The sequence below is a fragment of the Limimaricola variabilis genome (assembly GCF_014195545.1).
GTDB classification, from domain to species: domain Bacteria; phylum Pseudomonadota; class Alphaproteobacteria; order Rhodobacterales; family Rhodobacteraceae; genus Limimaricola; species Limimaricola variabilis.
In genome coordinates, this window is record NZ_JACIBX010000001.1 from 72239 (window position 1) to 86589 (window position 14351).

Sequence of the window (14351 nt, forward strand, 5' to 3'; positions counted from 1 at the left end):
CCGGAGAGGAAGGCCGCATCGCTGAGCGAGCGGTCGGCACCGGGGAGGCAGGCATGAACATCCAGGCAGATGAGGCGACGCTTCGCATCGCCGCCGTCTCGGACGGGATCTTCATCGACAACGCCTTCCACGGCGCGGCCTCGGGCCGCAGCCTCGCCGTGCTGGACCCCGCCACCGGGCACGAGATCGCCCGCATCGCCGACGGCACCGCCGCCGATATCGACGCCGCCGTTGCCGCCGCTCGCCGGGCGCTTTCGGGCGAGTGGGGCGCATGGTCGGCGTTGGAGCGGGGCAGGGTGCTGGCCGAGGTGGGCCGCGCCATCCTCGCGCAGGAAGAGGATCTGGCGCGCCTAGAATCTGCCGACACCGGCAAGCCGATGGCGCAGGCGCTAGGCGACATCCGGGCCTGCGCGCGCTACTTCGAATATTACGGCGCCGCCGCAGACAAGCTGCATGGCGACACCATCCCCTACCGGCCTGGCCATCTCGCGCTGACCGAAACGGTGCCGCATGGCGTCACCGGCCATATCATCCCGTGGAACCTGCCGGCCCAGATGTTCGGCCGCACCATCGCGCCGGCCTTGGCGATGGGCAATGCCTGCGTGCTGAAGCCCGCCGAAGATGCCTGCCTGACACCGATCCGGCTGTGCATGATCGCGGCCGAGGCCGGGCTGCCCATGGGCGCGCTCAACTGCGTGCCGGGGCGCGGCGAGACGGCCGGAGCGGCGCTCTCGGCCCATCCGGGCATCGACTTCATCTCCTTTACCGGCTCGCCCGAGGTGGGCGAGCTGGTGCAGATCGCCGCCGCCCGCAACCATATCGGCTGCACGCTGGAGTTGGGCGGGAAGTCGCCGCATCTGGTCTTCGACGACGCCGATCTCGACGCCGCGGTTCCGGCCATCGTCGCGGGGATCGCCGCCAATGCCGGGCAGACCTGCTCGGCCGGCAGCCGCGTGCTGGTGCAGGAAGGCATCCGCGCCGCGCTGCTCGCGAAGCTGGCCAAGGCCTTCTCCAAGCTGGAGGCGGGGCCGCCGGGCAGCGACAGCCAGCTCGGCCCGCTGATCAGCCTGACCCAGAAGCGCCGGGTGGAGCGCTTCTTCGCGCAGGCCGAAGCCGACGGGCTGCCGCTGCTGGCGGCGGGCCGGATCGCGGCGGGGGCCGAACCGGCAGGCTTCTTCGTCGAGCCGCGTGTCTACGGCCCGGTGCCGCATGACAACCGGCTGAACCAGGAGGAGATCTTCGGTCCGGTCCTCTCGGTGACGCTCTTCGCGGACGAGGAGGAGGCGCTGCGCCTCGCCAACGGCACCGATTACGGCCTCGCCGCCGCTGTCTGGAGCGTGGATGGCGGACGCGCCCTGCGCGTCGCGCGCCGGATCCGGGCGGGGCAGGTCTTCGTCAACGGCTACGGCGTCGGCGGCGGCGTCGAGCTGCCCTTCGGCGGCATGAAGAAATCCGGCCATGGCCGCGAAAAGGGGTTCGCGGCGCTGCGCGACTTTTCGACCACCCGCACCCTCGTGGTCCGGCACGGCTGAACGACACCGCCCGGGGCCTCGCGCGTCGCGGGCCGGGCGGACCAATTCCCGAAACGGCATCGATCTCTGGGAGGAGACAAAATGGGACTGAAGACATATCTCGCCAGCGCCGCCTTCGCGGCCGGCAGCCTCGCCGCCCCGGCGCTGGCGCAGGACGACCAGGTCAAACTCTTGGTGCTCGACGACATGACCGGCACCTATTCCGGCAATGGCGGTCCGAACACGCTGCTGGCGGTGCAGATGGCGGTCGAGGATTTCGGCGGCGAGGTGCTGGGCCAGCCGATCGAGGTGCTGAGCGCCGATCACCAGGGCAAGCCGGATATCGGCTCCTCGCTGGCGCAGCGCTTCATCGACGAGCAGCAGATCGACGTGATGACGCTGGGCGGCTCCTCGGCCGTGGGCCTCGCCGCGCAGGGCCGCGCCGCCGAGGCCGGCATCGTGACGCTGGTCAATGGCGGCTACGCGCCGAACTTCTCGGGTGACCAATGCGCGCCCTTCGGCAGCCAGTGGGCGCCGACCACGCGCGAGCTGGCGCGCGGTGTCGCGGGCGCCGTGGTGAACGAGGGCGGCGAGAGCTGGTACATGCTGACCGCCGACTACGTCTTCGGCCACGGCCTTTCGGCCGATGCCGCGGCGGCGGTGGAGGAGGCCGGCGGAAAGGTGCTGGGCGAGACCGTGCACCCGCTCAACACCACCGACCTTGCCTCGGCGCTGCTCTCCGCCCAAGGCTCGGGCGCCGACGTGATTGGCCTCGCCAATGCCGGGCCCGATCTCGAGACCGCGATCAAGCAGGCCCGCGATTACGGCCTGTCCGACAAGCTGGTGGCGATGCTGGTCTTCACCAACAACGTGCAGTCGCTGGGCCTCGAGGCCACGCAGGGGATCCGCATGGCGGCGTCGAGCTACTGGGACATGAACGACACCACCCGCGAATGGGGCACCCGCTTCATGGAGCGCAATGGCGGCGACGTGCCGACCATGGGCCACATCGCGGCCTATGCCTCGGTGACCCATTACCTCAAGGCCGTCGCGGCCGCCGGCACCGACGACGCCGAGGCCGTCAACGCGAAGATGAAGGAGCTGCCGATCGACAGCGGCTTCTTCGAGAACGCCAAGATGCTCGATAACGGCCGGGTGGTCTATGACATGCTGCTGGTCGAGGTGAATTCGCCCGACGAGTCCACCGGCCCCGCCGATCTCTACGAGATCGTCGCCCGCATCCCCGGCGAGGAGCTGTTCCTCACCGCCGAGGAGAGCGGCTGCCCGCTGACCGCAAAGACCAACTGATCCCATGACCCGCCCCGGCCTTCGTGGTCCGGGGCGGGTCTCCCGCGCCCCGGCGCGCCTTCCATGAGGATGACCCCATGAAGCTGATGAAGAGCACGACATCGCCCTATGGCCGGCTCGCCCATGCGGCGCTGATCGAGGCCGGGGCCGAGCCCGAGATCGACCTGCTCAACCCCTGGGCCGATCCGGCGGAGCTGATCGAGATCAACCCCGCCCGCCGGGTGCCGACACTGATCCTCGACGACGGCACGGTGCTGACCGAATCCTACGTGATCGCCGCCTATGCCCGCGACATCGCGCCCGAGGGATCGCATCTGAAATCCCCCGCGCCCGGCGCCTACGAGATCGCCGGTCTCGCGCAGGGCGTGATCGACGCCGCAGTCTACATCATGACCGGGCGCAAGATCACCTCCGACGACCTCGCCAACCCCGCCTTCGACGCCCATCCCGTGGCCGCGCGCCGCCGCCGGGCCATGGTCGAGGGGCTGACCCGGCTCGACGCCATGGCCGACCGGCTGAGCGAGACCGAGATCGGGCTGGCCGAGATCGGCGTGGTCAACGCGGTCCAGTATATCGACTTCCGCTTTCCCGGCGCCGATTGGCGGCCCGAGATCCCGGCGCTGGATGCTTATGTCGCGCGCGTCATCGCGCGGCCCTCGCTGCAGCGGACGATCCCATCATGAGCGCGCCGGCCATCGACACCGCCGCGCAGCCGATCCTGAGCGCGCGCGGCCTGGTGAAGTCCTTCGGCGGCTTCAAGGCGGTCGACGGCGTCGATCTCGACGTCGCGCCCGGCTCGATCCACGCGCTGATCGGACCGAACGGCGCCGGCAAGTCGACGCTGTTCGGCCTGCTCACCCGCTTTCACACGCTGAGCGCGGGCAAGATCACGCTCGACGGGCACGACATCAGCCACACCAAACCGGCCGAGGTGGTCCGCCTCGGCATGGTGCGCAGCTTCCAGATCTCGGCGATCTTTCCGCATCTGACGGCGCTGGAGAACGTGCGCGTCGCGCTGCAACGCCGGCACGGCTTCGACCGGCAGTTCTGGAAGCCGGTGGCCAGCCTGCGCGCGCTCGATGCCGAGGCGATGTCGTTGCTCGAGGCAGTGGGCCTTCAGGACCTGCGCGACCACGTCGCGGTCAACCTCTCCTATGGCCGCAAGCGGGCGCTGGAGATCGCCACCACGCTGGCGCTCGACCCTAAGGTGATGCTGCTCGACGAGCCGATGGCCGGCATGGCCGCCGCCGACGTGGCGGTCGTGGCCGAGCTGATCCTCAAGGTCCGCAAGGGCCGCACCGTGCTGATGGTCGAGCACAATCTCGGCGTGGTCGAGGACCTGTGCGACCGGGTCACGGTGCTGGCGCGCGGCCGGGTGCTGGCCGAGGGCGGCTTCGACGAGGTTCGCGCCGACCCGGTGGTGAAAGAGGCCTATATCGGAGCGTCCGACGATGACTGAGCCGATCCTTCAGATCGAGAACCTGCACGGCTGGTACGACGAGAGCCACGTGCTGCACGGCGTCACGCTCGAGGCGCGGCGCGGCGAGACCGTGGCGCTGATCGGCCGCAACGGCGCGGGCAAGACCTCGACGCTGCGCGCGGCGATGAACCTGCTCGGACGCCGCGAGGGGTCGATCCGCGTGAACGGGCGCGAGACGATCGGCATGCCGCGCCACAAGGTCGCCTATACCGGTCTCGGCTACGTCCCGGAGGAGCGCGGCATCTTCGCCTCCCTCTCGGTGCAGGAGAACCTGATGCTGCTGCCGAGCATCGGCGAGAACGGCATGAGCGTGGCCCGGATATACGAGATCTTTCCGAACCTGCGCGAGCGCCGCCGCGCCGCCGCCGGCACGCTGTCGGGCGGCGAGCAGCAGATGCTGGCCATGGCGCGGGTGCTGCGCACCGGGCCGCAGCTGCTGCTGCTGGACGAGCCGACCGAGGGGCTCGCTCCGGTCATCGTCAAGGCCATCGGCAGCCTGCTCGCGCAGCTCAAGGCCGACGGCATGACCATGCTGCTGGTCGAGCAGAACTTCCATTTCGCGCGGCGTCTTGCCGATCGGTTCTACCTGATCGAGAACGGCCGCATCACCGATCATTTCGACCGCGAGGGCCTCGAGGCCCATGCGGATCGCGTCGCCGACGTGGTGGGGGTGTGACATGACCGAACTGTTCGGAATCCCGATGCCGGTGCTCTCCGGCCAGATTCTCCTGGGGCTGTTCAACGGCGCCTTCTACGCGCTTCTGAGCCTCGGCCTCGCGGTGATCTTCGGCCTGCTGCGGGTGATCAACTTCGCGCATGGCGCGCTCTACATGATGGGCGCCTTCATCGCCTTCCTGCTGGGCCAGTGGCTCGGCCTGCCGTTCTGGGCACTGCTGGTCGTGGCGCCGGTCCTCGTCGGCGTCTTCGCGGTGGCGATGGAGAAGCTGCTGCTGCGCCATGTCTACGGGCTCGACCCGCTCTACGGGCTGCTGCTGACCTTCGGCGTCGCGCTGGTGATCGAGGGCATGGCGCAGTACATGTTCGGCGTCGCCGGAAAGCCGTTCTCGCAGCCGCAGGCGCTGTCTGGCGTGAGCATGATCGGCGGGATGATCCTGCCGCATTACCGGGTCTTCGTGATCGTCGTGGCGCTGATCACCTGCCTCGGCACCTGGGCGCTGATCGAGCGCACCCGGCTCGGCGCGTTCCTGCGGGCCGCGACCGAGAACCGCCCGCTGGTCGAGGCCTTCGGCGTCAACGTGCCGGTACTGCTGACCGCGACCTACGCCTTCGGCGCGCTGCTCGCCGGTTTCGCCGGGGTGATGGGGGCGCCGGTGTTCCAGGTGAGCGCCTTCATGGGCTCGAACCTGATCATCATCGTCTTCGCGGTGGTGGTGATCGGCGGCATGGGTTCGATCGGCGGCGCCATCGCCTCGGGCTTCCTGCTCGGCCTGTGCGAGGGGCTGACCAAGGTGGTCTATCCCGAGGCAGCCAACATCGTCGTCTTCGCCATCATGGCCGTGGTTCTCTTCTTTCGCCCCTCGGGCCTGTTCGGAAAGGCTGCCTGACATGCAAAGCACCGATCTCTACATCCGTCCCGACCTGGGGCAGGGCGCGCGCCGCCTGCCGCTGCAGGCGCTGCTGCTGGCGGCCGGGCTGGTGGCGCTCGCCGCCGCGCCCTTCCTGCTCTACCCGGTCTTCGTGATGAAGCTGCTGTGCTTCGCGCTCTTCGCCTCGGCCTTCAACCTGCTCCTGGGCTATGTCGGCCTCTTGAGCTTCGGCCACGCGGCCTTCTTCGGGGGCGCGGCCTATGTCACCGCGCACAGCGTGAAGGTCTGGGGGATCGACCCGGTGGCAGGCATCGCGCTGGGCACCCTCGCCGCCGCCGTGATGGGGGCCGCGATGGGCGCCATCGCGATCCGCCGGCAGGGCATCTACTTCGCCATGACCACGCTGGCGCTGTCGCAGATGATCTACTTCCTGTTCCTGCGCGCGCCCTTCACCAATGCCGAAGACGGCATCCAGAACGTGCCGCGCGGCCATGCCTTCGGCCTGATCGACCTGAGCCAGACGCTCAACATGTACGGCCTCGTCGTGGCGGTGTTCCTGGTCGGCATGTTCGCGATCTGGCGGGTGATCAACTCGCCCTACGGCCAGGTGCTCAAGGCGCTGCGCGAGAACGAGACCCGTGCCGTCTCGCTCGGCTACCGGGCCGACCGCTACAAGCTCGGCGCCTTCGTCTTCTCGGCGGCGATCGCCGGGCTGGCGGGCGCGACCAAGGCGCTGGTGTTCCAGATCGCGACGCTGACCGACGTGGCCTGGCAGATGTCGGGCGAGGTGATCCTGATGTCGCTCCTGGGCGGCGTCGGCACGCTGGCCGGTCCCTCGGTCGGTGCCGGCCTGATCGTCACGATCCAGAACTACTTCGCCACCACCGGCTTTCCGGTGAACGTGGTGCTCGGCCTGCTTTTCATCCTCTGCGTGCTGTGCTTCCGCTCCGGCATCGTCGGAGAGCTCGCCAAGCGCGCCCGCCGCTGACCTGAAACCCGCGGTGCGGCCCCTTGGCCGCGCCGGTTCCCACCTCACCTCTGCACTGCCCGATCGGGGCACACGGGAGAGACCTGCCATGACCGATCTCGCCGGGCTGAACGTCGTCAGCCTCGAACACGCCGTCGCCGCGCCCTACGCCTCGATGAAGCTCGCCGATGCCGGCGCGCGGGTGATCAAGGTCGAACGCCCCGAGGGCGATTTCGCCCGCGGCTACGACAACCTGGCCAAGGGCGGCAGCGCCTATTTCGTCTGGCTCAACCGGGGCAAGGAATCCGTGGCGCTCGACCTCAAGGACGAGGCCGACCGGGCGCTGCTCGACGCGATGATCGCCAAGGCGGACGTGTTCATCCAGAACATGGGGCCGGGCGTGATCGAGCGGCTGGGCTTTGCGCCGGAGCGGCTGCGCGCCCGCGATCCGCGCCTCATCATCTGCTCGATCTCGGGCTATGGCAGCGAGGGGCCGCGCGCCCGCCAGAAGGCCTACGACCTGCTGATCCAGGCGGAATCAGGGCTGGCGGCGATCAACGGCACGCCCGAGGGTCCGGCCCGCGTCGGCGTCTCGGTCTGCGACATCGCCGCCGGGATGACCGCCTATCAGGCGATCCTGGAGGCGCTGATCGGGCGCGGCATCTCGGGCAAGGGGCGGCATATCGAGGTGTCGCTCTACCACGCCATGGCCGACTGGATGAACGTGCCCTACATCCAGCACCATTACGGCGGCAAGACGCCGGGGCGTCAGGGGCTGAAGCATCCGACCATCGCGCCCTACGGCGCATTCGAGTGCGCCGACGGCCGGGCGCTGCTGCTCTCGGTGCAGAACGACCGCGAATGGGCGCAGCTCTGCTCCGCTTTCGACGCGCCCGAAGCGGCGACGGACGGCCGCTTCCGCACCAACAACGACCGCGTCGCGAACCGGGCCGAGACCGATGCGCTGGTCGCCTCCTGGCTGGCGCGCGGCGACCGCGAGGCGAACATCGCGCTGCTCGAGGAGGCCCGGATCGCGGTCGGCCGGCTGTCGGATCTGCAGGACGTGGTCGAACACCCGCAGAACCGCTTCGTCGAGGTCGAGACCCCGCAGGGCACGCTGCGGCTGCTGGCACCGGGCGCCATCGATCGCGACGGTGCCGCGCGCCACTACGGGCCGGTGCCCGAGCTCGATCAGCACGGCCGCGCGATCCGCGCGGAATTCGCGGAGGCGCGCGTGGCGGCCGAGAGCTGAGACCGATATGGAATGACGGATGGCGTGGGGCCGATGCGGATCGGTCCCATGCTGTCGGAGCTGACTTGTGCGCTCCCCTGCGGGGCTCGCGAGATGGTTGGACATGTGACAGATGCCGGGAAGCGCGTAGCAGCGTCGGACGCCGGACCCTTGAAACGACCCGCACTCAGCGGTGGGCCGGGGACCCGACCTGCCGCACGACATCGGTGACGCTGCCATCCCGATACTCCGACACGGCGACGACGCGCCCTTCGGCGCGCGGCGGAACGGGACGGCTGGCGGCAGCAGCGGCGCGCGCGGCCAGATCCTCGATCCCGACCACGGGCAGACCGGCGGCCCGCAGCTGACCGGCCAGTTCCTCGCGGCGGGGGTTCACCGCGATCCCGCCATCGGTGACGATCACGTCCACCGTCTCGCCCGGCGTGGTCAGCGTGCCGACCCGCGGCACGATCTTGGCGAAACCCGCCGCCGTCAGCCGCGTGGTGATGATCGCCAGCCGCGACCCGGCGGCGGTGTCGGCATGCCCGCCCGAGCCGCCGATGATCTCGCCGCCCGCCCGCGTCGTGACGTTGACGTTGAAGCCGAGATCGACCTCGGCCGCGCCCAGCACGACCGCGTCGATCCGGTCGACCACCGCGCCGCCGACATGCGGCCCGGCATAGACCGCGGCCGACATCGCCTGGTGCCGCGGATCGCTCTGGTAGGAGCGCACCGCCTCGAGGTCGAAGCACTGCACGTCCATCAGACCGCGAAACAGCCCGGCCCGCAGCATCTCCACGTGGAAGCCGGTGATGCCCCCGGCGCAGAAGCTGCCGGTGACGCCGCGCGCGGCCATCGCCCGGCCGACCTCGGCAGCGGTGGCGAGCGAGATGCCCCCTGCGCCGGTCTGAAACGCGAAGCCGTCCTTCAAAAGCCCGCTCGCCGCGATCACCGCGGCTGCCTGCGCGCCGATGGCGCGGCTGCCCGGATCCTCGGCCGGGCGCGTGGTGCCCGAGGCGATGCCGGCGGGGTCGCCGATGCTGTCGACCAGCACGACGTGGTCGACGCGGTCCTGCGGGATGTCGATCGCGGCGGCGGGAAAGGGCACGAGCGTGTCGGTGACGGCGACCACATGCTCGGCCGACATCACGTCGGTCAGCGGATAGCCCAGCGTGCCGCAGGCCGTCCGCCCGGAGCGCCCCGACAGGTTCCCCAGCGCGTCCGCGGCGGGGGCGGCAACGAAGGCCGCGTCGATCTTCAGCTCGTCATGCGCGATCGCCCGGGCCCGGCCGCCATGGGTGCGGAGCACCACCGGCAGGTCGAGGGCGCCGCGGCTGATGGCGGCGCCGACCGGCCCGGAGATGAAGCTGGCCGAGATCCGGCTCACCGTGCCGCTGGCGATGTGCTCCAGGAGCGGCGCATGCACCGGAAAGATCGAGGTCGCCGCGACATGCAGATCCTTCAGCCCGCGCTGCGCCAGCGCCGCCATCACGAGGTTGAGCACGCCGTCGCCGTCGCGCAGATGGTGATGGAAGCTGACCGTCGCGCCGTCGCGCAGGTCGCAGGCCTCGATCGCCGCCCTGATGCTTTCGAGCAGCTTGCCGCGACGCCGATCGGTCTGGGCGGCGCGGATCCTGGTGGCGCGCAGCGGGCCGTAGCCGGGAAGGGCGGCGGGCAGATCTTGCATCACTCTCTCCATGGCGGGCGCCGGATATGGGCGCGGCAGGCCGGACGTCTGCCGGCCTGCCGTCATAGGGTCGAGGCCGGCGTCTGCGCGCCCGCCGGCTGTCAGCCCGGCAGCAGGCCAAGCTGTTGCTGCAGGCCGAGATTGTCGATCGCGGGCCATTGCTCGGCGATCTTGCCGTCCTGCATCCGGAACAGGTCGAGCACGGCGACGTCGAACCGCTTGCCGGTGGCCTCGTGCGGGCCGAACGGGCCGGAATGGACGCCCCGGAACTGCAGCCGCACCAGCACCTTGTCGCCCTCGGCCACGGTGTCCTGGATGTCGAGCTCGATCTCCGAGAAGGCGCCGAGCAGCAGATCGCCCAGCTGCAGAACCCCGTCCGGCCCTTCGACCGGAAAGGGAAGGGTGGTGTCGCGGCGGACATAGCCCGCGGCGACGTTCTGCTCGAGCCAGTCGCGATCCTTGGTGGCGAAGGCCTTGAAGTAGTCCTTCGCGCGCTGGCGGTTGGCCTCGATGTCGGTCCGGTCGGTCATGATGTGCGATCCTTGGAGCATTGGGTGTCAGGCGACGCTGCGGACGGCTTCGGTCGCCGGCAGCACTTCGAAGCCGGCGCGGGGGAAGTGGACATGCACGCGGCCCACCAGCGGGTCCTTGCGCGCGATCACCACCTCCTGCGCATCGGCGGCCACGAGCAGGCCCTCCACCGGCACGCGGGCGTTGTCGTCGGGCGTTACGGTGACCCGGCTGCCCTGCGCCAGTCCCGACGGGTCGTTGCAGCCGATGCCCGGCTCTGCAGGTTCGGCGGCGCGGGCCGCCTCGATCGCCGCCTCGGGCGCGATCTCGACGCAGGTGCCATGGCCGATCGCCGCGACCCGGTCCAGCCAGGCGGTGACGCGGTTTGAGAGGCCGAGCTGGGCGTCGATGGTGTCGGCGCCGCAATTGGCCCGCAGCAGCCAGAGCGTGTGGTGGCAGGTCAGGTCGGCGGCGCTGACGGCAGAGCCGGTCAAATAGTCGCCATGCTCCGCGAGCATCGAATCAAGCCACTGCGCGAAGGCGGTCAGCTGCTGGACATAGGCGGGCAGCATCGGCGCCATGGCGGGTTTCGAGATGTCGTAGCCGAGATAGTTCGTCTTCCGGTCCACGAGGAAGGCCTCGGGCAGATGCTCGCCGATGTGATGGACCAGCACGCCGATCGCGGGCTTCCAGGTGGCGCGGTCCCACCACAGCGACAGCGCCTTGGCGATGCCTTCGCCGCGCGGGTAGAGCGTCGGTTCCGGCGCGATCCGCTCGAGCGCGCGATAGACCATCTCGCTGTCGCAGTAGATGTCGGCGCCGATCTGCAGCACCGGCAGGCGCCGGTAGCCGCCGGTCAGCGCGTCCAGCAGGGGCCGGGGCGGCACCGCCTCGACCTTGACCGAGCTCCATGTCAGCCCCTTGAGGCCCAGAGCGAGGCGGATCTTTTCGCAAAACGGCGACAGGTCGTAATGGTGCAGGATGATGTCGGGCATGTCTCGGGTCTCCTCCGCGACCGCCGCTCCTCCCGGGGCCGCTCCCTGAGAGGGGACAATAGCAGGGCCTCGGGCCCGGCCGGTAAGAGCGTTTGGTGAGGGCGGGTATAGGAGAGTGGAATGGGTCGGGGGAGCGGGATCAGGTGGCATGCGAACCGGGTCTTCGACGTTGGGGCGTCCGATGGCCTGTTGCTGCAACGGGATGGCGCCTAGGGACCGTAACCCGGACCCTAGGCGAAGACTGATGGTAAGAGGCTCATCGGTCGGTCGTTCTTTTGGAGCCAAGTCCAGTACCGAGCGCGACCATTGCCGGAGATCGGGGCTCGACGCGTCGGCTATAGCCGCAAGCTATGCCCGCCAGATGGCACCGATCTTTGCATCCGGGGGGGATTTGGGGCTTTCTGCCGCTCGACCGAGTGCGTTGAGTGGAGGCCGCGCGATGGGTGAACGTCTGAAGGACAAGGTGGTGTTTGTCACCGGCGCAGGCTCGATCGGGCCGGGCTGGGGCAACGGCAAGGCGGCGGCGGTGGCCTTCGCCCGCGAGGGCGCGAAGGTGTTCGCGCTCGACCTGAACGAGGCGGCGGTCGCGGAGACCGCCGGCATCATCCGCGAGGAAGGCGGCACGGTCGAGACCGCCGTCTGCGACGTGTCCAAGGCCGATCAGGTCGAGGCGGCGGTGGCGCAGGCGATGGAGGCCTTCGGGCGGATCGACGTGCTGCACAACAATGTCGGCATCATCGATCCCGGCAATCCCGAACAGCTCTCGGAAGAGCAATGGGACCGGCTGATGGCGATCAACGTCAAGTCGATCTACCTGACCTGCCGCCACATCCTGCCGATCATGACCCGGCAGGGCGGCGGTTCGATCGTCAACATCTCTTCGATCGCCTCGACCCATAGCCTCGGCTACAGCTGCATCAGCTATTCGGCATCGAAGGGGGCGGTGAACGCCTTCTCGCGCGACATCGCGCTGAACTACGGGCCCAAGGGCATCCGCTGCAACACGATCCTGCCGGGCCTGATGAACACGCCGCTGATCCACAAGGGCAACGTCACCGAGGTCTACGGCTCGACCGAGGCGATGGTGAAGCAGCGCGACGCGCTGGTCCCGCTCGGCCATATGGGCGACGCCTGGGACGTGGCCTGGGCCTCGGTCTTCCTCGCCTCCGACGAGGCCAAGTTCATCACCGGGATCGAGCTGGTGGTGGATGGCGGCATCACGCTGAAGGTCAAGTAGGCCGACGATCCGAACCCGCCCCCCGGCACGCCCGGGGGGCGATCCGCAGTTACCGGGCGCCCCAGCGCGCCATCCCGACGTCAGGAGGCAACCATGTCCGACCAGGCCACCCGCGCGAATGCGAGCGCCACCGAGCTCGAGCGGCTCGACCACTGGATCGGGGGCGCGTCGGCGCAGCCCGCCACGGGCGACTACATCGAGACGGTGAGCCCGATGACCGGCGCGGCCCATCTGCGGGTCGCGGCGGGCGACGCGGGCGACGTGGCCCGCGCGGTCGCCGCCGCCGAAGCTGCGCGCGACGGCTGGCGCCGCTTCCCCGCGGCCGAGCGCGGGCGGCTGATGCTGGCGCTGGCGCAGAAGATGCGCGCCGAAAAGGAGCGCCTCGCCGAGATGGAGCGCGCCGATACCGGCAAGCCGATGGCCGGCGCGCTGGGCGAGATCGAGGGCTCGGCCCAGTATTTCGAATTCTACGGCTCGCTGGTCTACCTGCCCGTGGGCGACGTGCTCGACGTGGCGCCCGACCAACACGTCTTCACCCGGCGCGAGCCCTATGGCGTGATCGGCGTGATCACCCCGTGGAACCTGCCGCTCAACCAGGCCGCGCGGGCGATCGCCCCGGCGCTGGTGGCCGGCAACACCATCGTCGCCAAGCCCTCCGAGATCACTTCCCGCACCACCATCGAGATGGCGCGCATGGCCAGCGAGGTCGGCTTTCCGGCGGGCGTCATCAACATCGTGCTCGGCACCGGCGAGGCGGTGGGCGAGGCGATCGTGCGGGCCGAAGCGGTGCGCAAGGTGGCCTTCACCGGCTCGGTCGGGGTTGGGCGCGCGATCGGTCGGATCGCCGCCGAACGGATCATCCCGCTGACGCTGGAGCTGGGCGGCAAATCGGCGAACATCGTCTTCGAGGACGCCGATCTCGACCTCGCGGCGGCCGAGGCGGTCAAGGGTTTCACCCTCAATGCGGGCCAGGTCTGCTCGGCCGGCACGCGGCTTCTGGTGCAGCGCTCGATCTATGACCGGTTCATGGACAAGCTCGCCGCCGAGATCGCCAAGATCGTGCCGGGCGAAAATCTCGGCCCGCTGATCACCCCGGCGCAGTTCGAGCGGGTGAAGGGCTATTTCACCACTGCCGAGGAGGACGGCGCGCGGCTACTCGCCGGGGGCGGCATCGCCGAGGTCGCGGGGCAGGAGGGTGGCTTCTACGTGAAGCCCACGATCTATGCGGACGTGACCAACTCCATGCGCATCGCCCGCGAGGAGATCTTCGGCCCGGTCGGCGTGGCGATCGCCTTCGAGGACGAGGACGAGGCGGTGCGGATCGCCAACGACTCCGACTACGGCCTGATCGGCACGCTGTGGAGCCGCGACGTCAGCCGCGCGCTCAGGGTCGCCGACCGGATCGAGGCGGGGCAGATCTTCGTCAACGTCTGGAACACCATGTCGGTGCAGACCCCCTTCGGCGGCCACAAGAACTCGGGCTACGGGCGCGAGAAGGGGATCGAGGCGATCCACCACTACTCGCACCTCAAGACGGTGACGGTGAAGATCTGACGCCGCGGTCGGGCGGGCGGCGCTCCAAGACGCCGCCGCCCGATCAAGGTGCCGGGCAATCCGGCCCCTCCCGACTTGACCGGATGGGGGGGAGCCAGCTCGGGGCCACGGGGCGATCCGAGTCCGTCACGGCTATCTCGAGCCCTGCAAAGAAGGCGGTCTTTCCTCGAAACCAGCCGTTTCGCGGATCAGGCAGCGCATCTACCTGACGCGCAAAGAAGCCTGACGGAACGTGTTCGGCTGCGTCGAGATGCTCTAAAACCCCAAGCGAAAGCGCGCGCCGAACCGCATGCTGTCGCCCGCCTGCTTCGGGCGGCAGCAGAA

At 69.6% G+C, this 14351-nt stretch carries 13 protein-coding genes; 10 read left to right on the plus strand and 3 right to left on the minus strand.

Features of this window, described 5'->3' with window-relative positions; genetic code table 11:
* The first annotated feature begins 53 nt into the window (after positions 1 to 53).
* The 8 genes from FHS00_RS00330 to FHS00_RS00365 all read left to right on the plus strand — a co-directional run bounded on the left by FHS00_RS00330 (position 54) and on the right by FHS00_RS00365 (position 8065).
* On the plus strand, positions 54 to 1532 hold the full coding sequence (locus tag FHS00_RS00330) for an aldehyde dehydrogenase family protein (RefSeq protein WP_183468766.1): 1479 nt from the start codon (positions 54 to 56) through the stop codon (positions 1530 to 1532).
* Positions 1533 to 1613: 81 nt separating this feature from the next.
* Positions 1614 to 2819, plus strand: coding sequence for an ABC transporter substrate-binding protein (locus FHS00_RS00335; protein WP_183468768.1), 1206 nt, complete (start codon positions 1614 to 1616; stop codon positions 2817 to 2819).
* 77 nt (positions 2820 to 2896) lie between these two features.
* Positions 2897 to 3502: a glutathione S-transferase family protein gene (locus FHS00_RS00340; RefSeq protein WP_183468770.1), complete on the plus strand. Its 606-nt coding sequence runs from the start codon at positions 2897 to 2899 to the stop codon at positions 3500 to 3502.
* The gene (locus tag FHS00_RS00345; RefSeq protein WP_183468772.1) at positions 3499 to 4278 is read left to right on the plus strand and encodes an ABC transporter ATP-binding protein; all 780 of its coding nucleotides are present in this window, start codon (positions 3499 to 3501) and stop codon (positions 4276 to 4278) included. The genes FHS00_RS00340 and FHS00_RS00345 overlap by 4 nt, the downstream gene beginning before the upstream one ends.
* Positions 4271 to 4975 carry an ABC transporter ATP-binding protein gene (locus tag FHS00_RS00350; RefSeq protein ID WP_183468774.1) on the plus strand — a complete coding sequence of 235 codons (705 nt, stop codon included), beginning with the start codon at positions 4271 to 4273 and terminating at the stop codon, positions 4973 to 4975. The genes FHS00_RS00345 and FHS00_RS00350 overlap by 8 nt, the downstream gene beginning before the upstream one ends.
* A gap of 1 nt (position 4976) precedes the next feature.
* The gene (locus tag FHS00_RS00355; protein ID WP_183468776.1) at positions 4977 to 5864 is read left to right on the plus strand and encodes a branched-chain amino acid ABC transporter permease; all 888 of its coding nucleotides are present in this window, start codon (positions 4977 to 4979) and stop codon (positions 5862 to 5864) included.
* Position 5865: 1 nt separating this feature from the next.
* Positions 5866 to 6834: a branched-chain amino acid ABC transporter permease gene (locus FHS00_RS00360; protein ID WP_183468778.1), complete on the plus strand. Its 969-nt coding sequence runs from the start codon at positions 5866 to 5868 to the stop codon at positions 6832 to 6834.
* 88 nt (positions 6835 to 6922) lie between these two features.
* Positions 6923 to 8065 (plus strand): CaiB/BaiF CoA transferase family protein, encoded by a 1143-nt coding sequence (locus FHS00_RS00365; RefSeq protein ID WP_183468780.1) that lies wholly within the window; start codon positions 6923 to 6925, stop codon positions 8063 to 8065.
* 166 nt (positions 8066 to 8231) lie between these two features.
* Here FHS00_RS00365 and citF read toward each other — a convergent pair whose 3' ends face one another.
* The 3 genes from citF to FHS00_RS00380 form a co-directional block, all read right to left on the minus strand.
* A complete protein-coding gene (gene citF, locus FHS00_RS00370; protein ID WP_183468781.1) occupies positions 8232 to 9731 on the minus strand; it encodes a citrate lyase subunit alpha in 1500 nt (499 codons plus the stop codon).
* A 101-nt stretch (positions 9732 to 9832) separates the two neighbouring features.
* Entirely contained in the window at positions 9833 to 10261 is a 429-nt protein-coding gene (locus tag FHS00_RS00375; RefSeq protein WP_183468783.1) for an ester cyclase, read from the minus strand.
* A 27-nt stretch (positions 10262 to 10288) separates the two neighbouring features.
* The gene (locus FHS00_RS00380; RefSeq protein WP_183468785.1) at positions 10289 to 11236 is read right to left on the minus strand and encodes a glutathione S-transferase family protein; all 948 of its coding nucleotides are present in this window, start codon (positions 11234 to 11236) and stop codon (positions 10289 to 10291) included.
* A gap of 439 nt (positions 11237 to 11675) precedes the next feature.
* Here FHS00_RS00380 and FHS00_RS00385 point away from each other — a divergent pair, with 439 nt between their 5' ends.
* Positions 11676 to 12473, plus strand: coding sequence for an SDR family NAD(P)-dependent oxidoreductase (locus FHS00_RS00385; protein WP_183468787.1), 798 nt, complete (start codon positions 11676 to 11678; stop codon positions 12471 to 12473).
* Between the two features lie 93 nt (positions 12474 to 12566).
* Complete coding sequence (locus tag FHS00_RS00390) at positions 12567 to 14027, plus strand: aldehyde dehydrogenase family protein (protein ID WP_183468789.1); 1461 nt, start codon at positions 12567 to 12569, stop codon at positions 14025 to 14027.
* Positions 14028 to 14351 lie beyond the last annotated feature (324 nt).

What these genes read in the sequence shown, in the direction of transcription:
- FHS00_RS00365 (WP_183468780.1), top strand. Translation starts at nt 6,923, where the DNA reads ATGACCGATCTCGCCGGGCTGAACGTCGTCAGCCTCGAACACGCCGTC.
- citF (WP_183468781.1), bottom strand. Translation starts at nt 9,731, where the DNA reads ATGCAAGATCTGCCCGCCGCCCTTCCCGGCTACGGCCCGCTGCGCGCC.
- FHS00_RS00355 (WP_183468776.1), top strand. Translation starts at nt 4,977, where the DNA reads ATGACCGAACTGTTCGGAATCCCGATGCCGGTGCTCTCCGGCCAGATT.
- FHS00_RS00345 (WP_183468772.1), top strand. Translation starts at nt 3,499, where the DNA reads ATGAGCGCGCCGGCCATCGACACCGCCGCGCAGCCGATCCTGAGCGCG.
- FHS00_RS00385 (WP_183468787.1), top strand. Translation starts at nt 11,676, where the DNA reads ATGGGTGAACGTCTGAAGGACAAGGTGGTGTTTGTCACCGGCGCAGGC.
- FHS00_RS00375 (WP_183468783.1), bottom strand. Translation starts at nt 10,261, where the DNA reads ATGACCGACCGGACCGACATCGAGGCCAACCGCCAGCGCGCGAAGGAC.
- FHS00_RS00335 (WP_183468768.1), top strand. Translation starts at nt 1,614, where the DNA reads ATGGGACTGAAGACATATCTCGCCAGCGCCGCCTTCGCGGCCGGCAGC.
- FHS00_RS00390 (WP_183468789.1), top strand. Translation starts at nt 12,567, where the DNA reads ATGTCCGACCAGGCCACCCGCGCGAATGCGAGCGCCACCGAGCTCGAG.
- FHS00_RS00360 (WP_183468778.1), top strand. Translation starts at nt 5,866, where the DNA reads ATGCAAAGCACCGATCTCTACATCCGTCCCGACCTGGGGCAGGGCGCG.
- FHS00_RS00330 (WP_183468766.1), top strand. Translation starts at nt 54, where the DNA reads ATGAACATCCAGGCAGATGAGGCGACGCTTCGCATCGCCGCCGTCTCG.
- FHS00_RS00350 (WP_183468774.1), top strand. Translation starts at nt 4,271, where the DNA reads ATGACTGAGCCGATCCTTCAGATCGAGAACCTGCACGGCTGGTACGAC.
- FHS00_RS00380 (WP_183468785.1), bottom strand. Translation starts at nt 11,236, where the DNA reads ATGCCCGACATCATCCTGCACCATTACGACCTGTCGCCGTTTTGCGAA.
- FHS00_RS00340 (WP_183468770.1), top strand. Translation starts at nt 2,897, where the DNA reads ATGAAGCTGATGAAGAGCACGACATCGCCCTATGGCCGGCTCGCCCAT.